The sequence below is a fragment of the Bordetella genomosp. 4 genome (genome assembly GCF_002261185.1).
Classification (GTDB): Bacteria; Pseudomonadota; Gammaproteobacteria; order Burkholderiales; family Burkholderiaceae_B; genus Bordetella_A.
Map to the genome: position 1 here is coordinate 1,093,331 of NZ_NEVQ01000013.1, position 19,542 is coordinate 1,112,872.

Here is a 19,542-nt window from a genome sequence, read left to right on the forward strand (position 1 = left end):
AGGGAGCTGATAGCGCGGGCAACGCCCGGCCCCCTGACCCTGGCCACAAGCAATTCGTGGCGCCGAATCGTTAGCTATCTAGGTTCAAAGCCGGTGTGCGTACCGTGCACGCAGCCAGACGGACACCCAGACTTGCATTTCCCCAACGGCGGCGCTGAAGGCCCTGACGCCACGTTGCTGATCGAGGCGTGGAATAACCAGCCCGCCCTGCTGGACGAAATCGACCGCCTGCGCGCAGTCATTTTAGCGATAGACAGCCTGCGCGGCCCATTTATGAGTAATGACGACGTGGCATCTGTTTGGAAACTTGTGGACGCCGCTCTCAATCCGCCCGCCCCTCCCCAAGGAGAGAGGGAATAGCCACATGGCTGCCTACTACAACGAAATCGACCCGTATGTCGCCCAGTGGCTGAGGAATCTGATTGCAGCCGGCCACATAGCGCCGGGCGACGTAGACGAACGCAGCATAGAGGACGTACACCCTGATGACCTTCGACCATACACACAGTGCCATTTCTTCGCAGGAATCGGCGTCTGGTCATATGCCCTTCGCCTCGCAGGCTGGCCAGATGATCGACCTGTTTGGACCGGTTCCTGTCCGTGCCAACCTTTCTCCGCGGCAGGCAAAGGAGCTGGATTTGATGACGAGCGGCACCTATGGCCGGCCTGGCACTGGCTCATCCAAGAGCGCCGCCCTGCAAAAGTCTTTGGAGAGCAGGTTGAAAGCCGTGACGGCCTTGGCTGGCTCGACCTTGTACAAGCTGACTTGGAAGGACTGGAGTACGCCTGCGGGGCGGTCGTTACCCCTGCTGCGGGCTACGGCGCCCCGCACGGACGCGGGCGGCTTTACTTCGTGGCCCACCCCAACGGTCAACGACAGCCGGGGCGGACGCAACAAAACCTCCGGCAGATCCAATCCGGACAGCAAGCACCACGACGGGACGACGCTTTGCGATGCGGCAGTCTTCGCGGCATGGGCAACGCCGAAAGCGAGCGATGGCAGTGGCGGACGGACAACCAAGACCAAAGGCGGCGGGAACGTTCATTTGGACCTGCAGGCGCGGTCAGCGGGTTCTGGTCGAACGCCGAATGGATCTACTGCGCCGATCGAGGCGGGGTCTATCGGCCAGTTGAACCCGGCACATTCCCGCTGGCTCATGGGGCTCCCGCCCGAGTGGGACGCCTGCGCGCCTACGGCAACGCCATCGTCGCGCAAGCGGCGGCAACCTTCATCAAAGCGAGTATGACGCTATGACCACTGACAACAAGCAATACGTTCTGACCGGTGACGAGGTTGAAAGCCTGCTGATTCAGTACAACTCGGGTCGCACTCCACCATCAGCTAATTTTCTCGCTGCCTTCGAGCAGGCGGTCCTCTTCAAGCTGCGCGTCCCTTTAGCCGATGAGCGGGCGAAATGGCAGAACGCTCAGCGCATTGCCGAACTGCCCGCAGTGGATAAAGCGCTGGCCAACTTCTGCGACGACGGCATCCAGAACAACGCTGTCTTGCTGGTGCAGGCCATTCTGGATGCCGCGCCCCATGCCATCCCCGACACAAGCGAGGCCGATGCAAGCCCTGTCGTCCCTGGCGGTCCTTATAGCGATCCAGAGGATTTGATCGCAACTTTAGAGGCCGCGCCCCAGGCCAGCGCCGACCCGACCCGACCCATGCTGGAAGGCAAGCCGCTGGATAGCGAGTTTTCCAAAGTGCTGGCCGACAATTTTGACGAGCTATGCATTCGGCCTGCCGCCGAGGATTCCGCAAAAGGTGCGGGGGATGTGGCGCTGCCGCTGCTGCCGAAGCCACAAAACGGCGGGCTGCATCACACACAAAAGGACATCAAAGACTACGCCCGCGCCGCCCTGGCCGCGCAGCCTGCCGCGAGCGCCAGCGAAGCATGCGACCACAGCGAGCATGTGCGCCCGGCTGATGGGGTATGCGTGGAGTGTGGCGAACAAGTGCAGCCTGCCGCGAGCGCGGAGCCTGCCCTGCTGCGCCAACTTGAGGCGGCCGCGAACTACATCGACAAACTGGGCGGGGATAGCAAAGGCTTTCGGATGAGCGCCCTGCTATCCCGCTACGGCAGGCCCGCAGGGGATGCGCAGCCGATCCGACTAGAGCATATGGCAGTTGCCGACGAGGACGGCCTGCGGTGGATGAGCGGTCGGAAGATGCCTGCCGGTGTGGAATCGGTGGAACTGTACGCCGTGCCGGGTTACGGCAAAGCGCCCAATGCCGTCTATGCCGCACCAGTGGCCTCGCAGAAGGCGGACGATGCGCGGGATGCGGAGCGGTGGCGTTTACTTGGTGCGGACGACATTATCCAGGTTGGCGACGAGTTCCTGCATGATGATTGCGTAAGGTGGGAGCCAATCGAGCCACATCATGCATTATGGATTGGTATGCGCTATGCGACCCTGCTTAAGCCGGCTCGACGCTTGTACGACGCCGCCATCGCCCAGCAGCGCAAGGGCGAGGGGGCAGCGTGATGGACACCTATTTATTCGCCACTCGTGGCCGACTCATCCCCATTACGACCAGAGGCACGCCCCCGATGAGCATGCCTGCGCCCATCAACAAAAACGTCAGGTTGCTCATGGATAACCCAATGACACCAAAGGTCACTGCACACACCAGTAGTGGCAACGCCGCCGTCATGTATCCATTCATTATGATGTGCTCCAACGCTCGGATGAAGGGAGGAACTATAGCATCTGGACGGCCGGAGTTCGCCTGCATTTCCGCCACAGCGAACGATGGGGAGGCGAAGAATGGCTAAGCCACTCGCAGGAAAACGACTGTATGAAGCATGGGGCAGATCCGCGCATTCGCGTGGGCTGCCCATTACGGCGGGACGCGTCGGCCGTCAACGTTGGCCAGAATGGGCAAAGTCTGCATGGGCTCGGGGCTGGCTGAATCAGCAAACTGGCGCCATGGGTACGCAGCATAAGAACGTAGGAGGCGCATGATGAATCTCGCTATTCTCGCCGCCTTTTTTGCCGGGCTACTCACCGGCTGGATGCTATGGAAAGAATGACCACCGACGTAATCGAGCGGCTGCTGGAAACGACGCGCCGCGCTTGGATGAGTGAGAAAATCACATCATGACTATCACCCTAGAAACCACCGATTTTGAGCGGATGCTGGAAGAAGCGGCCCGGCGTGGCGCCGAGCGCGCAATAGAGGATATGGTTTGCTACCACTATCAGGACGCGTGCGCACGCCTGGGCATCAGCTACAACACGCTGCAGAAGCGCATCAAGGAAGGCAAGATCAGGCCGGTGGATGGACGGATTACTGGCGCAGAGCTCCGGCGCTACCTATCCCAAGCGCGCAGCAATGCTTGATGCGTGCGGGTTGTAATAAACCATCGCCATTTTTGGATCAGTCCAGCCAAACATCTTGCACAGGTCGAGCACGTCGATTCTCTTCGAAATCATTGTCGCCGCCGTATGCCGGGTGTCGTGAAAGGTAAAGCCATCCAAGCCAGCACGACCCCGGTACTTTCGAAAGAGTGCATCCAGGCTGGCCGTCTTCAGGCCAAACACCAGATCATCATCCCAGCCTCGCATCCGATCCAGAATCCGCCTCGCACGTGTCGACAGCGGTACATCCCGGGGGCGATCACTTTTGGTCTGCGGCAAGTGGCAATGTTGCTCGTGCACGTTGTCCCATGTGAGGCCGCACAATTCCCCTGCCCTCATACCGGTGCGCAGCGCCAGCAGCATGCAGTTGGCCACCGCTGCGCTCATGGATGCCACCCGAGCCCGGGGGTCATAACCCATCTCGCGCAGCATCGCCCGCATCTCACGCCAATGAATCGTCCTGGTTCGATGCTTTGGGCTGGCGGGCTTGCGGATGTTCCGGCATGGGTTATCGGTGATCCACCCCCACTCAGTGCGGGCCGATTCAAACACCGACGCCAGCAGACTTAGTTCCCGCAGCACCGATGCGGGGCCAACCTTCTTCGATCGAGCATCACGGAAATCCGCGATATGTTGGGCAGTGACTTTGGAGATTGGCAATGCGATCGGCAGCCGGTAGGATTCAAAGGCGGCAAGCCGTATCTGCTCCCAGCGCTCGCCGCGCTTGTGCGGCGACACCTCATCGCTGTATTTCCGCAACGCTTCCTGCAAGGTATGCAAGTCACCGGGCGGCTTTTCGGCACGCTCTCGGATCTCTGCCTCTCGCCTGGCGGACCACTCTACCGCCTCACGACGAGTGGTAAAAACCCTACTGTCGCGCGCGCCCAGTAATTTAATTTGAGCGCGATACCCTTTATCGGTCTTCTGGATGCTTGCCATGTGGGGCCGATAGCGGGGCAGAAATGGGGCCGATGACTGCGAATTTTTGAGATTCGGCAATCAGTCGATCACCCACCCAGCCTGCTAAACCGTTGATTTGAAAGAAATTGATTATATGTAATCAACGGTTTTAAGTATTATGGTGCGAAGGGGGGGACTCGAACCCCCACACCTGTTACGGCGTCAGGACCTAAACCTGGTGCGTCTACCAATTTCGCCACCTTCGCGGTACCAAGCCCGCTATTGTAGCTTGCTTGTTAAAATCGTGCTTATGAATCCCCGATTAAATTTCCTGCACCCCTATCCCTTTGAAAAATTGCGGGCTTTGCTGGCCGAGGCCGGCACCCCGCCAGAGGGACTGACGCCGATCAATTTGTCGATCGGCGAGCCCAAACACGCCGCACCCGCGCGCGTGGGCGAAGCCCTGTGCGGCGCCCTGCAGGGACTGTCGGTGTATCCGGCGACCAAGGGCGACGCGGCGCTGCGTCAGGCGATCGCTCAATGGCTGGCGCAGCGCTACAGCATTCCTGCGCCGGACGCTGACCGGGAAGTCCTGCCGGTGCTGGGATCGCGGGAGGCCTTGTTTGCCTTTACGCAAACCGTCGTGGACCCGAATGCAGACGCGCTGGTGGTCTGCCCGAACCCGTTTTATCAGATCTATGAAGGCGCGGCGCTGCTGGCCGGCGCGACGCCGTATTACGTCAACGCCGATCCGGCGCGCGATTTCGGCTGCGACTGGGGCAGCGTGCCCGAGGATGTGTGGAAACGGACGCAATTGGTGTTTGTGTGTTCCCCCGGCAACCCCGCCGGCAACGTCATGTCGCTGGACGAATGGCGGGTGTTGTTCGAGCTGTCGGATCGCCATGGTTTCGTGATTGCCTCGGATGAGTGCTATTCCGAGATCTATTTCGCCGAGGGCAACCCGCCGCTGGGCGGCCTGCAGGCGGCGCGCCGCCTGGGGCGCGATGACTATGCCAATCTGGTGGCGTTTTCCAGCCTGTCCAAACGCTCTAACGTGCCGGGCATGCGCTCGGGCTTTGTCGCAGGCGATGCCAAACTGATCGGGCAGTTCCTGCTGTATCGCACCTACCATGGCAGCGCGATGAGCCCCGTGATTGCCACGGCCAGCGTCGCAGCCTGGACCGACGAGGGCCATGTTGCCGATAATCGCCGGCAATATCGTGCGAAATTCGAGGCTGTCGTACCGATCCTGCAACGCGCGCTGGACGTGCGCATGCCGCAGGCGTCTTTTTATCTATGGGTGCCGACGCCAGCGTCGGACACCAGCTTTGCGCGCGACCTTTACGGCCGTACTGGTGTTACCGTACTGCCCGGCAGTTTCCTCGGCCGCGAGGTGCACGGCGTCAATCCGGGTGCGGGCCGTGTCCGCATCGCGCTGGTGGCTCCTTTGGCGCAATGCGTCGAGGCGGCCGAACGCATCGCGCATTTTGTCAAAACCTCTGTTTGATCAACCCTTTCTAGTAAATAAAGCGTCATGACTCTCGACCTGCAAACCACTATCGAACAAGCCTGGGAAAACCGGGCCAACCTGTCGCCCTCCGACGCAAGCGCCGAAGTGCGTGATGCGGTCGAGCACACCATCGCGGCCCTGGACCAGGGCCGCCTGCGTGTGGCCGACAAATCGACCGGCGAATGGGTGGTGCATCAGTGGATCAAAAAGGCCGTGCTGCTGTCGTTCCGCCTGCACGACAACGCCGTCATGGGCCAGGCTCCGTTGACGTTCTACGACAAGGTGCCGACGAAATTCGCGGACTTCGGCAACACGGCCTTTCAGGCAGGCGGCTATCGCGTGGTGCCGCCGGCGGTGGCCCGCCGTGGCGCCTTTATCGGCAAGAACGTGGTGTTGATGCCGTCGTACGTGAACATCGGCGCCTACGTTGACGAAGGCACGATGGTCGATACGTGGGCCACGGTCGGCTCGTGCGCGCAGATCGGCAAGAACGTGCACTTGTCGGGCGGCGTCGGCATCGGCGGCGTGCTGGAACCCCTGCAAGCCAACCCCACCATCATCGAAGACAACTGCTTTATCGGCGCCCGTTCCGAGGTCGTCGAAGGTGTCGTGGTCGAAGAAAACTCGGTGCTGGCCATGGGCGTGTTCCTGTCGCAAAGCACGAAGATCTACGATCGCGCCACGGGCAAGGTCACCTATGGCCGCGTGCCCTCGGGGTCGGTGGTCGTACCCGGCTCGCTGCCCTCGGAAGACGGTTCGCACAGCCTGGCTTGCGCCGTCATCGTCAAGCGTGTCGATGCGCAAACGCGTGCCAAGACCAGCATCAACGATTTGCTGAGAGCTTAATGAGTCAATCCGCCGTACTGGATCTGGTCAAGGACCTGATCGCCCGCCCCTCGGTCACGCCTGTCGACGAGGATTGCCAAAGCCTGTTGGCCGAGCGTCTGACGCGCATCGGCTTTCATTGCGAAACCATCGCGCAAGGCGGTGTGACGAATCTCTGGGCCCGTCGCGGCACCGCAGGTCCGCTCACCGTCTTTGCCGGGCACACGGATGTCGTGCCACCCGGCCCGCGCGAGAAATGGAATAGCGATCCCTTTGTTCCGACCGAGCGTGACGGGTTTCTGTACGGCCGCGGTGCGGCCGACATGAAAAGCTCGATCGCCGCCTTTGTGGTGGCAGTCGAGGAGTTCGTGGCGGCCCACCCGCAACATCCCGGCTCGATTGCTTTTTTGATCACCTCAGACGAAGAAGGCCCCGCCATCGATGGCACGGTGATCGTCTGCAATGCCTTGAAAGCGCGAGGCGAGCAGCTCGATTACTGCATTGTGGGCGAACCGACGTCGACTGCAGAGATCGGCGATGTCTGCAAAAACGGACGCCGTGGATCGCTGTCGGGCAAGTTGACCGTAAAAGGCATCCAAGGACACGTGGCCTACCCACATCTGGCCCGCAATCCGGTGCACCAACTCGCGCCCGCGCTGGCCGAGATCGTGAATATCGAATGGGATCAGGGCAATGAGTATTTTCCGCCCACGACGTTCCAAGTGTCGAATCTGAATGCGGGTACAGGCGCGACGAATGTGGTGCCTGGCGAAGCCGTCGCGCTATTTAATTTCCGTTTTTCTACGGCCAGCACGCCGGATTCCTTGAAGGCGCGTGTGCATGAGGTACTGGATCGCCATGGATTGGAATACGACCTGCAGTGGGAATTGGGCGGCGAGCCGTTCCTGACTCCACGTGGCTCGTTGACCGATGCCCTGTCTGCGGCCATCGAATCCGAAACAGGCCTCAAGACTGAGCTGTCCACCACGGGCGGCACCTCGGATGGACGCTTCATCGCCAAGATCTGTCCGCAGGTCATCGAGTTTGGCCCCTGCAATGCCACGATCCACAAGGTCAACGAGTGCATCGCACTCGATAGTCTGAATCCCCTGAAGAATATTTACCGGCGCACGTTGGAAAACCTGCTGCTGGCTCACTGAGGCGCTATGTCGTCATCTGATCGCCAAGAATTGCAGACCCTGCGTGACTTGATACGCTATGGCGTGTCGCGCTTTAACGCGGCCCGGATTGCACTGGGTCATGGTTCCGACAATGCCTGGGACGAAGCCGTCTATCTGGTGTTGCACGGACTCCATCTGCCACCCGACACGCTGGATCCATTTCTGGATGCGCGCGTCACCGCCAACGAGCGCACCCGTGTATTGGAGTTGATCGATAGGCGCGTGACCGAACGCCTGCCCGCGGCATACCTGACACACGAAGCCTGGTTGCGCGGCCACCGTTTTTACGTCGATCAACGCGTCATCGTGCCGCGATCGCCGATTGCGGAATTGCTGGATCAGGGCCTGTCGCCCTGGGTGCGCAATCCGTTCGAGGTCACGCGTGCGCTGGATATGTGTACGGGTTCCGGGTGTCTGGCGATCCTGACTGCCCTGGCCTTTCCGAATGCAGAAGTAGACGCCGTCGATGTGTCGACCGATGCGTTGGAGGTGGCTCGCCGGAATGTGGATGAGTACGGCTTGCAGGATCGTCTGGCCTTGCATCACAGCAATCTGTTTGATGCGTTGCCGGCGGCGGCCTATGACGTCATCGTGTGCAACCCGCCTTATGTGAATAGCCAATCGATGAACGAACTGCCGGACGAGTACCGGCATGAGCCGTCGCTTGCGCTGGCGGGCGGCACGGATGGCATGGATCTGGTGCGGCGCATTTTGCAAGCCGCCCCGCAATACCTGTCGCCCGAGGGCGTGTTGGTATTGGAAATCGGCCACGAGCGCGATCATTTCGAAGCCGCGTTCCCCGAGCTTGAACCCATCTGGCTGGATACCGAAGAAGCGTCGGACCAGATTCTGCTACTGACCCGCGAACAGCTGTGATACGAGCATCAGGATTGACGCTGCGCCGCGGTACCAAGGTACTGCTCGATGGCGCGGAATTTGTAGTGAACCCTGGCGAACGGGTGGGTTTTGTCGGCAAGAACGGCGCGGGCAAATCGTCGCTGTTTGCCTTGTTGACGGGCGCCCTGGACCAGGATGCCGGCACGCTGGACGTGCCGGCTGGATGGCGCATCGCGAGCGTACAGCAGGAAATCGCCGCCGACGAACGCCCTGCCCGCGAATTCGTGATTGACGGCGACACGCATCTGCGTGCGCTGCAAGCCGAACGCGCAGCGGTGCATGATGATCAAGGCACACGCATCGCAGAACTCGAGGCGGCGCTGGCCGAAGCCGGCGTGTGGAGCGCGAACTCGCGTGCGGAGCAACTGCTGGCAGGCCTGGGATTTGCACCGGACGAATGGATGAAACCGGTCGCCAGTTTCTCGGGCGGCTGGCGTATGCGTCTGGCCTTGGCGCGGGCACTGATGGCGCCGTCCGAATTGCTGCTGCTGGACGAGCCGACCAACCACTTGGATCTGGACGCCATGTTGTGGCTGGAGAAATGGCTGGCGGCGTATCCGGGCACGGTGCTGTTGATTTCGCACGATACCGAGTTCCTGGATGCGGTGGCGCGGATCATTTTGCATTTTGACCACGGCAAGCTGGTGCGCTATCGCGGCGGCTATCAGGATTTCCTGACGCAACGCGCCGAGCGGTTGCGCCTGGTCGGTATTGCGCATGAACGTCAGTCTCGCGAGGCCGCGCGGCTGCAGAGTTTTATTGATCGCTTCAAGGCTAAAGCGTCCAAGGCTAAACAAGCGCAAAGCCGGGTCAAGGCGCTGGCGCGTATGGAAACGCTGGCGCCGCTGCACGCCGAGGCCGGCATCGATATACGTATTCCCTCGCCTGAGCATACGCCGGATCCGCTATTGGTGTTGGAAAAGGTGGCAGCGGGCTACACGGGCGCGGCTGGGCAGCAAGTTTCCATTTTGAAAGATGTCACGCTGATGGTGCGTGCAGGCGCTCGTGTCGGCGTACTGGGCGCAAACGGCGCCGGCAAAAGTACGCTGATCAAGACCTTGGCCGAGGAAATCCCGGTACAAGCAGGAGAGCGTCGCGCCTCGAAGGGCCTGGCGATTGGCTATTTCCACCAGCATCAACTGGATATGCTGGACCTGGATGGCACGCCGCTGGAGCATCTGGCCAGATTGGCACCCGATGCGCGCGAGCAGGAACTGCGCAATTATCTGGGCGGTTTTGGTTTTTCCGGCGACACCGTCAATGGCAAAGTCGGGCCCATGTCGGGCGGCGAAAAAGCGCGTCTGGCGCTCTCGTTGATCGTATGGCAAAAACCCAATCTGCTACTGCTGGACGAACCCAGCAACCACTTGGATGTGGAGACACGCGAAGCGCTGGCCGCAGCATTGGCCGAGTTTTCGGGCAGCATGCTATTGGTCTCGCACGATCGTCATTTATTGCGCACGACCGTGGATAGTTTCTGGATCGTTGCCGATGGACAGGTGCGTGAGTTCGATGGCGATCTGGAGGATTACCGGGATTGGCTGAACGCGCGCCAAGCTGAATCTCGCGCAGAAGCGCGGGCAGAAGCACGCGGCGAAGCCGCATCAAGCAGCACAGACAATGCGAACGTAGACCGCAAGACCCAACGCCGCCTGGAAGCCGAGCAACGCCAGAAGCTGGCCACCTTGCGCAAACCCTTGCAGGCCAAGCTGACCAAAGTGGAAAGCGAGATGGACAAGCTGCGGGCACGGTTGCAGGTGTTGGATGCGCTGATTGCCGATGCAGACCTGTATTCCGATGCGCGCCGTACCGAACGCCAACAAGTGATGGCCGAGCACGGTGAGCTGGGCAAACGAATGGACAATCTCGAAGAACAATGGCTGGAAATCCAGACGGAGCTCGAAGAGATTGAGCAGGGAACGAGCGAATAAGCGGTCTCAACGTGTGCGAGGCTGCATCGCATGGGCCGTACCATGCTCGTGTCGCCAGCCAACTGCGGTGATGGCGTCTAGCGTGACGCAGCCCATCTGATGAATTCGTTCATCAGTCGCCGTGGCTGCCGCTCAAGCCGCCTCGTAGCGTGCCTTGAGTTCCTCAAAGGACATCAATTCCCCCGCCAACGCACTGGCGATCACTGTCGGCGGGCTGGCCAGCCACACGCTGCCCGGCCCCGAGCGGCCGGGAAAATTGCGGTTGATCGCGCTGACGGTGATTTGATTCGCATGGGTGGATGAGCCTGGACCGCAGTTTGCGCACGCGCCACACGATGGCTGCAGGATGCGCGCCCCCATGCGGGCAAAAGTCTGGTCGTAGCCTTTTGCCTGGCAGTAATCGCGTACGGCGGTTGTGCCGTACTGCAGAAAAAGCGTCACCCCATCGGCGATACGTAGGTTGTTTGCCAACGCCCACGCCAGCACGTCGTGATAGTGATCGAAATCCTCGCGTTTTCCGGCCGTGCATGAGCCTCCATACGCGATATCGACGCGCGGACGTTCATTGAGCTCGGCCAACGGCATGCCATTGCCGGGATCACCCGGTGCGGCGACGTAGGGCGATAGTGCAGCACAATCGACGGTAAACGTCGCCGCATAGCCCGCGCCCTCGTCGCTGTGCATCCACGGTTCGACCTCCGTTTGCACGCCGCGACGCTCACGCAAAAAGGCACAGGTCACCTCGTCGGGTGCAACGATGCCGGTCAAACCGCCCAGCTCTGCCGTCATATTGGTCAACGTCGCGCGTTCGTCGATCGACATGGCCCGCACAGCTGGTCCGATGAACTCGAATACTTTTCCTACCCCTGCTCCCGCCCGGATTTCGGGCAGCGCCAGCAGATGCAGCACGACATCTTTTGCGGTGACGCCGGCTGGCAATTGGCCGCGCAAGTCGATCTTCAGACTCGCTGGCATCGTCAATCGGATAGTGCCGGTCATGAACGCGTTGGCCATATCCGTCGTACCTACACCGAATGCGACACAACCCAGGGCACCGCTATGCGGGGTATGCGAATCGGTCCCCACCACCACCTGTCCCGGCGAGGCATAATGCTCGGCCATCATCGCGTGCGAAATACCGGCAACGTTCGTGCCAGGATCCAAGACGGCCTCGGCATCGGTCAAGGTGCGATGTTGACGTAACCCGTAGTCGCGGATGAAGTCGCGTTGCGCCTGGCACATGAAGCGCACCTTAGGCACAAAACCCATACGCATATGATTCGGGCTTTCATCCACATACGAGGTGTGGTCTTCGAATACCACGATGCTGTCGGTGTCGACGAGCGTCAACGGACGGCCGAAGCGCGCGTGCAGCATATGCGCAGCCATGCCGGTGTAGTACTCGTGGATGAATCGCCAATCCGCACGTACGAAGACGCCCTCGCCTATCGACAATGCCGGCGACGTCACGGGCGTACGCAACAGGTGGCGCCGAATGATTTTTTCGAACAGCGTCTGCGGCCCGGTGTCCGTCGAGTCCTGCTGCGCCGCTGTGCGCAGATGCCGTTGTCCGAACGCCAGTAATCCGCCCTCGCGCACGATCGCCGCCGCCAAATCATCGCGATCCGCCACGATGTCGTCGACAGTAATGCGCTCGCCGCGTTGCAGGCGTTCCACCAGGCTCATATCGGTGCTGGTGTACAGGCCTATGTTGTCGGCGTTCTGCCGATAGATACGTTCGAAACTCTCGGCAATGACCAGACGCACCCCCGCCGACTTTTCCGCCATGGGACTGTGTTCACGGGACGAGCCCTTGCCGTAGCGCTTGCCGCCGACGACGACGTTGACTCCCGACTGGCGAATCGCATTCTCCGCAATGGGGCGCTGACCTGCGACCTGCAGTCCGGTATAGGGGAATCGCCCCAGGCTTTCGTCAAAGTGCGTCAGGATGGTCACCGGCGTGATCTCGTCGGTGGACACGTCGTCGCGCAAAGGACTTGCCTGGATCAAGGTCGCGGGTTTACCGGCGAGTTGCGCGGTGATCTGCGCAGGGTCGCGGGACAAAAACAGAAAACGCGCAGGACGATCTAGTACCAGAGTTTCAGACATACTTCACACTATTCAACAGAGATTCCTGCGGCCGATACCAGGCCTTGGGATTTGGTGACTTCGTCCACCAGGACTTTACGGGCCTGCTCCGTTGTGCTGCCTTGTGACACGAATCCCAGGGGTTGCAAGGCTTTTAATACGTCGGGATCTTTCATCACACGCGCCGTGGCGGATTGCAGCTGACTCACCTGTTCCGGCGCCATGCCGGCGGGGCCAATCAACGCGATCCAGGCATCATAGGAATAATCTTTTACCCCCGATTCGGCCAATGTAGGAACGTCTGGCAGCACCGCCAAACGCTCTGGCGTACTGACGGCCAATGCGCGGAGCTTGCCCGCCTGAATCTGCGCCAACACCGAGGGCACTGCCAGAAATGCCGTTTGAATCTGGCCGGACATCACGTCGGTAATCAAGGCATTGCCGCCTCGATATGGGATGTGGGTCATCTCGACGTTCGCTTGCGACTTGAGCAACTCGCCAGCCAGGTGCAGGACGCTGCCCGTGCCCGAAGAGCCGTAGTTGAGCTCTTTTGGGTGGGCCCGCGCGGCCGACAGCAAAGCCCCGATATCGCGATACGGCGAGGTGTCCGACACGACAACGACCAGCGGCGTGGTGCCGATCATCGAGATGGGCGTGATGTCGCGCACACTGTCGTACGGCATGTCTTTGTACAAACTGGGATTGATGGCGTGATTCGACGACACAATCGCGAGGGTATAGCCATCGGGTTTGGCGGACACTAATTGCCGGGTGCCGGGAATACCGGCGGCGCCTGACAGGTTTTCGACGATCAGAGGCTGGGCCAGCGCCTTGCCCAGATGATCGGCAACCACACGGGCGACCACGTCTGCGGTGGAGCCAGGCGACGTAGGCACAATCAGCCGGATCGGGTGATCGGGATAGTTGGCCGCCTGCGCGACAGGTGTCTGGAACAATGCGGTTGAGATGGCGAGCGTACAGGCCGCCAAAGTTCGAGCGATCATCAAGCGAGTCTCCTCATTCGGTGCAAACGGGGTCTATTGCCCTGTGGCTGAGACTATAAGGAGACGTTGAGACGATCCGAAGTGCCGTCTCGGCATGGCTGACATCGTGAACCGAGATTACGTGTCCTGCGCGAGAAACCGCAGCAACACCGAGGCGCTGGCCGACAGTTGCTCTGGATCAATACAGACGATGCTCATTTCTCGCCGTGCCCAAGGATCCGACAAGGGTTTTACCACCACATCCAACGCAGAGAGATACAACTCCGCCACCTGCTGCGGCATGATAGCGATGCCCAATCCGGCATGCGCCATCCGGCACAATGCATCCAGGCTGGTGACGCGAATCTTGACCGTCAACGTCGTGCCCATGGCCTGAGCTCGAGCGGCCAACATCTGCGTCAGCGCGCTGTCGGGGCCCAGACCGACGAAGGTCTCCGCCGCGATATCCTGCAAGCTCAGTTGACGGGCCGCGGCCTTGGGATGCGATGCGGGCAACATGACGGCCAGCCGATCACGGCGATACGGCAATGCGTGCAGGCCCTCTATATCGGCCGTCTTATTGCAGATACCGAAATCCACGTCGCGCTCACGTACGCGCCGCAACACATCGGGACTGTGGCACTCCTCGAGCTCAATGTCTATGTCGGGAAACAAGCGCTGAAAAGCAGCGACATCCTCGGGCAGAAACTGCACGATCGCCGATAGATTGGCGGCGACATGCACATGCCCCTTGGCGCCCGAGAACAGCCGGGAGAGATCCGCCCCCATGGCCTCGACATCACCGATGAGCTTGCCGGCATGATGCAAGACGGTTCGCCCGGCCTCTGTAATCGTCACGCCACGCGTATGGCGTTGAATGAGCGGCAGGCCGATCAGCGATTCGAGTTCTGCGATGCGTCGGCTGACCGCCGAGGGCGCGATGAACTCACGTTCGGCCGCGCGCGCGATGCTGTGCTCCTGGCAAACGGCTACGAAGAGCCGCAACGAGGTCAGATCGAGTTTGCGTAATAGATTTTCCATGCCGTTGCCGGTCGTGCACCGTCCTCGTCAGAGGAGGTGATCGTACTACACAGGTAGTAACGAGGTTCACGACTGCGGCACGCGCACGGCCATACAGGCCATCGCGCACAAAAAAGGCCTCGGCGTTAACCGGAGAGCGCAAGCGCATCATGCGGCGCCTGCTTCCTCGATGACTTAAGCCGCCTTTGCGACGCTTGAACCCTCGCGATACTGCCGCAGCAATGCCTCACGCCGTGCAGCGGCCCGCTCCGCGTTGCGCGCCTTGACGTGGCCATAGCCGCGGATGCTGTCGGGCAGTTCGGCCAGTTGGACTGCGGTATCTCGATTCAGTGCGTCCAGGCTTTGGGCGAACTCATTGATCAGGTCGAAATAATCGCGCACCAGGGCTTGTTCCATACGACGCTCGGCGGTTTTGCCAAAAAAGTCCAGGCTTGTTCCGCGTAAACGCTTCATGGGCGCTAGCGCGCGGAATACCCATTCCACCCACGGTCCAAAGGCCCGTTTCTTGCCACCGGTCAATGCGGGCGGAGCCAAGTGGTAAATCACTCGGTAATCCTTGCCCGGCTCACCCTCGAACTGCTCTCGCAAACGCTGCTTGAATGCAGGATCGGTGTGCAAGCGCGCGACTTCGTATTCGTCTTTGTAAGCCATCAATTTGGCCAGATTCTTTGCCACTGCCCGCGTCAATATCGCCTCGCCCGGCAAGCGGGACTCGCGATCACGGATGGCGGAGACGGCGTTCACATAGCGTTGTGCATAGGCCTCGTCCTGATACGCGCGCAAATGGTCTGCCAGACGGCGGATCGTCGTATCCAGCGACTCGGGCAATACCGTTACGGGTTTTGCCGGGCGCAGCGCCGCCACGCCATGGTGCGCTGCCTGACGTCCCAGCTCAAAGGCTGCGAGGTTCTTTTCTACCGATACGCCATTGAGCTTGATGGCCTGATGCAGACTGTCGCGCGATAGCGGGATGCTGCCCTTTTGCCAGGCATAGCCCAGCAACAGAGGATTCGCGTAGATGCCATCGCCCAACAAAGCTTCTGCCAATGGGCCTGCCTCAATGAAATCGCATTGCCCCGAGGTGCTGCGGCGCAAGGCGGCCTCGGCCTGGGCGCCGGGGAATGTCCACGCGGGCTGAGAAAGCAGCGAGGCCGTCGGCGCGGCCGTGCTGTTGACCACGGCTCGGCCGCCATCGGGGCGCAAACGAGACAAGACCTCGGGCGAGGCCGCGACCAAGGCGTCGCAGCCGATCACCAGATCGGCTTCGCCCAAGGCGACACGCGTGGCCTGCAGGTCCTCGGGTGTCGACGCCAGCTGCACGTGGCTGAGCACGGCGCCACCCTTTTGGGCGAGCCCGGCCATGTCCAATACGGTGACGCCCTTGCCTTCGATATGGGCCGCCACGCCTAGCAAGGCGCCGATGGTGACCACGCCAGTGCCGCCCACGCCCGCTACGACCAAACGATGAGCGCGGCCAGCTTTCAGCGGCATGATGGCCGGCTCAGGTGCCTCGGCTAACGACGCCGCCGTGTTGACCGGACGAGGCTTGCGCACCGTGGCGCCCTCTGCAGTGACAAAGCTCGGGCAGAATCCCTGCACGCAGGAAAAATCCTTGTTGCAAGACGATTGGTTGATGCGGCGTTTGCTGCCCATCGACGTCTCTAATGGCTCGACCGACAGGCAGTTGGATTGCACGGAACAATCACCGCAGCCCTCGCATACGGCCTCGTTGATAAAGGCGCGGCGCAGCGGATCGGGGTAATCGCCACGCTTGCGGCGGCGGCGTTTTTCGGTGGCACAAGTCTGATCGTAGATCAATACGGTGGTGGCCAAGATATCGCGCAACTCGCGCTGCACGGCATCGAGTTCCTGACGATGGTGGACCGCCACATTGGCGGGCAACTGCAGCGGGCCATGATATTTATCGGGCTCGTCGCTGACGACCACGACACGGTTGACGCCTTCGGCCAGGACCTGCGCGGCAATCTGAGGCACGGTCAATGTGCCATCCACGGGTTGGCCGCCCGTCATCGCGACCGCATCGTTGTACAGGATTTTGTAGGTGATGGGCGCGTTGGCGGCCACAGCGGCGCGAATGGCCAATAGCCCCGAATGGAAATACGTCCCGTCGCCCAGATTGGCAAAAATATGGCGCTCGCTGGTGAAGTCCTTTTGCCCGAGCCACGCCACGCCCTCGCCGCCCATCTGGCTGAAGGTATCGGTATTGCGATCCATCCATATCGCCATATAGTGGCACCCAATGCCGGCCACGGCACGCGAGCCCTCGGGAACGCGCGTCGACGTATTGTGCGGACAGCCGGAACAGAACCAGGGCTTGCGCTCCTCGACCATGATGGGCTTGGCGGCCTCGCGCTCTTTGGCATCGATGATGGCCAGGCGTGCGGCGATGCGAGCCCTGATCTCGTCTGGCAAGCTTGCCTTGTCCAGGCGCGCGGCAATCGCGCGGGCGATCAGTGCGGGCGAGAGTTCGTATTCCGTGGGCAATAGCGGCCGGCCGCGCGGCATGGACCATTCGCCGCCGCCATTGTCGCGCTCGTCGAATTTGCCGAATATGCGGGGCCTCACATCATCGCGCCAGTTGTAGAGCTCCTCTTTTAAGGCGTACTCGAGGATCTGGCGTTTTTCTTCGACCACCAGGATTTCTTTCAGGCCTGTCGCAAAGGCCCGCGCGCCCTGTGCATCGAGAGGCCAGACACAGCCGACCTTCATCAAGCGGATGCCCGCGATCTTACAGGCCTCGTCGTCCAGCCCCAGATCGGTCAGCGCCTGACGCACGTCGAGATAGGCCTTGCCCGCCGTCATGATGCCGAAGTGCGCATCCGGCGCGTCCAGCACGACGCGATTGAGGCCATTGGCACGCACGTAATCCAATGCGGCGTACCATTTGTGATTCAACAAACGGGCCTCTTGCGCCACAGGGGTGTCCGGCCAACGGATATTCAATCCCCCGGCGGGCAGTTCGGTATCGGGCAATACCACGCGTACACGTGCGGGATCGAGTTCGACCGACGCACTGGATTCGACCACGTCCGTGACGCATTTCATCGCAACCCACAAGCCGGTATAGCGGCTCATCGCCCAACCATGCAAGCCGTAGTCCAGATATTCCTGCACGTTCGACGGATACAGCACGGGAATGCCTGCGGCGATCAGGACATGCTCGGATTGATGCGCCACGGTGGACGATTTGGCGGCATGGTCGTCGCCCGCCAACAGCAGCACGCCCCCATGGGCTGCGGTGCCCGCGGAATTGGCGTGCTTGAGCACGTCGATAGAACGATCGACGCCCGGCCCTTTGCCGTACCACATGCCGAATACCCCGTCGCGCGTCGCGTTGGGGAATAGATTCAACTGCTGCGTTCCCCAGACAGCCGTGGCAGCCAGGTCTTCGTTCAGGCCGGGCTGGAAGACGATGTCGTTGGACTGGAGATGGCTTTTGGCTTTCCAGAGGGCCAGATCCAGCCCGCCCAGCGGCGAGCCGCGGTAGCCCGAGATATAGCCTGCCGTGTTCAACCCCATCGCCTGATCGCGCGCCCGTTGCAGCATGGGCAGCCGTACCAGGGCCTGTGTGCCGCTCAAATAGATGCGGCCGCTTTCTTGCGTGTATTTATCGTCCAGCGTGACATGGGTGGGCAATGGGGCGTTCACTGTGTCTCCTGATGCCTATTGATTGGCTTGCTAGGAGTGTAGAAAGCCGGCTGGTTATCGTATATTCATATATTCAGTTAGCTGGTATATAAAAAATTAATACCCGGAGACCCCATGGCCAAAGACGTCACCGTACGGCAATTGCGTTATTTCACCGCGGCTGCCCGCACGGGCCGCTTGTCGATGGCGGCGACCGACGAGCATGTATCGCAGTCGGCCGTGACCAACGCCATCCTGGCGCTGGAGGCCCAATTGGGCATACGCCTGTTTGACCGTCATCCGCATGGCGTCACGCTGACGCCAGAGGGCCATCATTTTCATCAGCGCGCGCGGGAAATCCTGGACGCTCTGGACGATGCGCTACGCGAGCCTGGGTTCCAGCGCTATACCCTGCGCGGCTCGGTACGCATTGCGGCGTCCTATACGGTGCTAGGCTATTTTCTGCCCGAGTTGCTGGCGCGTTTTCGCCGCCGCTATCCGGATATCGTGCTGGACCTGGTGGATATGGACCGCCCTGAGATCGAGGCTGCGATCGCCAGCGGCGACGTGGAACTCGGTGTGACACTGCTGTCGAATTCGGATACGCGCAACACGCTGAGCAAGCACGTATTGGTCAAATCGCGTCGGCAGTTGTGGGTGCCGGCGGGTCATCCGTTGCTGGAACACGCCGCGCCGTCCCTCGCCGACGTGTCCAAGCTGCCCTATATTCTGCTCGAGATGGATGAGGGCGAACGCTCTACGCTGGGTTATTGGCAGGCGCATGGATTACAGCCCGATATTGCTTTTCGCACGCGGTCCATGGAGGCACTGCGAGGCCTGGTGGCGCACGGATTTGGCGTCACGATTTTGTCGGATATGGTTTATCGGCCGTGGTCGCTAGAGGGCAAGAAGATCGAAGCGATTCCGCTGACCGATGCGGTGCCGCCTATGGATGCGGGGCTGTTGTGGCATCCGCGCGCGTCCATGGCGCGGCCGGCGAGCGCGTTTCGGGATTTCATGATTCATGCGGCAGGCAGTTGACCGGCGTGCGCACGCTACAACGAACTCAACTGCCATCCTGGAAAACACCGCAGCACGAAGCAACGCGTAGCAGCGTTGCTTCGTGCTGCACAACTTTCACCGCAGATACATGCCTGCGGTGGGAACATCCA

General features: G+C 60.9%; 16 protein-coding genes and 1 tRNA gene. 10 read left to right on the forward strand and 7 right to left on the reverse strand.

Features of this window, described 5'->3' with window-relative positions:
* Positions 1-132: 132 nt before the first annotated feature.
* The 3 genes from CAL20_RS25490 to CAL20_RS15405 are packed head-to-tail and all read left to right on the forward strand — an operon-like array spanning position 133 to position 2,490.
* Positions 133-360: a hypothetical protein gene (locus CAL20_RS25490; protein WP_143277073.1), complete on the forward strand. Its 228-nt coding sequence runs from the start codon at positions 133-135 to the stop codon at positions 358-360.
* Between the two features lie 4 nt (positions 361-364).
* Complete coding sequence (locus CAL20_RS15400) at positions 365-1,255, forward strand: DNA cytosine methyltransferase (RefSeq protein WP_094838292.1); 891 nt, start codon at positions 365-367, stop codon at positions 1,253-1,255.
* Entirely contained in the window at positions 1,252-2,490 is a 1,239-nt protein-coding gene (locus CAL20_RS15405; RefSeq protein WP_094838293.1) for a hypothetical protein, read from the forward strand. The genes CAL20_RS15400 and CAL20_RS15405 overlap by 4 nt, the downstream gene beginning before the upstream one ends.
* A 7-nt stretch (positions 2,491-2,497) precedes the next feature.
* Here CAL20_RS15405 and CAL20_RS25650 read toward each other — a convergent pair whose 3' ends face one another.
* Positions 2,498-2,671 carry a hypothetical protein gene (locus tag CAL20_RS25650; protein WP_179266681.1) on the reverse strand — a complete coding sequence of 58 codons (174 nt, stop codon included), beginning with the start codon at positions 2,669-2,671 and terminating at the stop codon, positions 2,498-2,500.
* A gap of 434 nt (positions 2,672-3,105) precedes the next feature.
* Here CAL20_RS25650 and CAL20_RS15415 point away from each other — a divergent pair, with 434 nt between their 5' ends.
* Positions 3,106-3,348 (forward strand): helix-turn-helix domain-containing protein, encoded by a 243-nt coding sequence (locus CAL20_RS15415; RefSeq protein ID WP_094838295.1) that lies wholly within the window; start codon positions 3,106-3,108, stop codon positions 3,346-3,348.
* Here the strand turns inward: CAL20_RS15415 and CAL20_RS15420 are convergent.
* Both CAL20_RS15420 and CAL20_RS15425 read right to left on the reverse strand, forming a co-directional pair.
* Positions 3,322-4,305: a tyrosine-type recombinase/integrase gene (locus CAL20_RS15420; protein ID WP_094838296.1), complete on the reverse strand. Its 984-nt coding sequence runs from the start codon at positions 4,303-4,305 to the stop codon at positions 3,322-3,324. The two genes, CAL20_RS15415 and CAL20_RS15420, sit on opposite strands and share 27 nt — an antisense overlap.
* Before the next feature lie 140 nt (positions 4,306-4,445).
* A tRNA-Leu gene (locus CAL20_RS15425) sits at positions 4,446-4,532 on the reverse strand.
* A gap of 44 nt (positions 4,533-4,576) precedes the next feature.
* Between CAL20_RS15425 and dapC the strand changes: the two genes are divergently transcribed.
* From dapC to CAL20_RS15450, 5 genes are read left to right on the forward strand one after another with little or no spacing between them, the layout of a single operon-like run.
* A complete protein-coding gene (dapC, locus tag CAL20_RS15430) occupies positions 4,577-5,773 on the forward strand; it encodes a succinyldiaminopimelate transaminase (protein WP_094838297.1) in 1,197 nt (398 codons plus the stop codon).
* A 27-nt stretch (positions 5,774-5,800) separates the two neighbouring features.
* The gene (gene dapD, locus CAL20_RS15435; RefSeq protein ID WP_094821950.1) at positions 5,801-6,622 is read left to right on the forward strand and encodes a 2,3,4,5-tetrahydropyridine-2,6-dicarboxylate N-succinyltransferase; all 822 of its coding nucleotides are present in this window, start codon (positions 5,801-5,803) and stop codon (positions 6,620-6,622) included.
* Positions 6,622-7,761 carry a succinyl-diaminopimelate desuccinylase gene (gene dapE, locus CAL20_RS15440; protein ID WP_094821951.1) on the forward strand — a complete coding sequence of 380 codons (1,140 nt, stop codon included), beginning with the start codon at positions 6,622-6,624 and terminating at the stop codon, positions 7,759-7,761. Before dapD ends, dapE begins: the two co-directional genes overlap by 1 nt.
* Positions 7,762-7,767: 6 nt before the next feature.
* Positions 7,768-8,658 (forward strand): 50S ribosomal protein L3 N(5)-glutamine methyltransferase, encoded by an 891-nt coding sequence (gene prmB, locus CAL20_RS15445; protein ID WP_094838298.1) that lies wholly within the window; start codon positions 7,768-7,770, stop codon positions 8,656-8,658.
* A complete protein-coding gene (locus tag CAL20_RS15450; RefSeq protein WP_094821953.1) occupies positions 8,655-10,610 on the forward strand; it encodes an ABC-F family ATP-binding cassette domain-containing protein in 1,956 nt (651 codons plus the stop codon). Before prmB ends, CAL20_RS15450 begins: the two co-directional genes overlap by 4 nt.
* A gap of 132 nt (positions 10,611-10,742) precedes the next feature.
* Here CAL20_RS15450 and CAL20_RS15455 read toward each other — a convergent pair whose 3' ends face one another.
* The 4 genes from CAL20_RS15455 to CAL20_RS15470 all read right to left on the reverse strand — a co-directional run bounded on the left by CAL20_RS15455 (position 10,743) and on the right by CAL20_RS15470 (position 18,391).
* The gene (locus tag CAL20_RS15455) at positions 10,743-12,719 is read right to left on the reverse strand and encodes an aconitase family protein (RefSeq protein WP_094838299.1); all 1,977 of its coding nucleotides are present in this window, start codon (positions 12,717-12,719) and stop codon (positions 10,743-10,745) included.
* 8 nt (positions 12,720-12,727) lie between these two features.
* A complete protein-coding gene (locus tag CAL20_RS15460) occupies positions 12,728-13,702 on the reverse strand; it encodes a Bug family tripartite tricarboxylate transporter substrate binding protein (protein ID WP_094821955.1) in 975 nt (324 codons plus the stop codon).
* A gap of 117 nt (positions 13,703-13,819) precedes the next feature.
* The gene (locus tag CAL20_RS15465; protein ID WP_094821956.1) at positions 13,820-14,722 is read right to left on the reverse strand and encodes a LysR family transcriptional regulator; all 903 of its coding nucleotides are present in this window, start codon (positions 14,720-14,722) and stop codon (positions 13,820-13,822) included.
* A gap of 174 nt (positions 14,723-14,896) precedes the next feature.
* Positions 14,897-18,391 (reverse strand): indolepyruvate ferredoxin oxidoreductase family protein, encoded by a 3,495-nt coding sequence (locus CAL20_RS15470; RefSeq protein WP_094838300.1) that lies wholly within the window; start codon positions 18,389-18,391, stop codon positions 14,897-14,899.
* A gap of 114 nt (positions 18,392-18,505) precedes the next feature.
* Here CAL20_RS15470 and CAL20_RS15475 point away from each other — a divergent pair, with 114 nt between their 5' ends.
* Positions 18,506-19,411 carry a LysR family transcriptional regulator gene (locus CAL20_RS15475; protein WP_094821958.1) on the forward strand — a complete coding sequence of 302 codons (906 nt, stop codon included), beginning with the start codon at positions 18,506-18,508 and terminating at the stop codon, positions 19,409-19,411.
* The last annotated feature ends 131 nt before the right edge of the window (positions 19,412-19,542 follow it).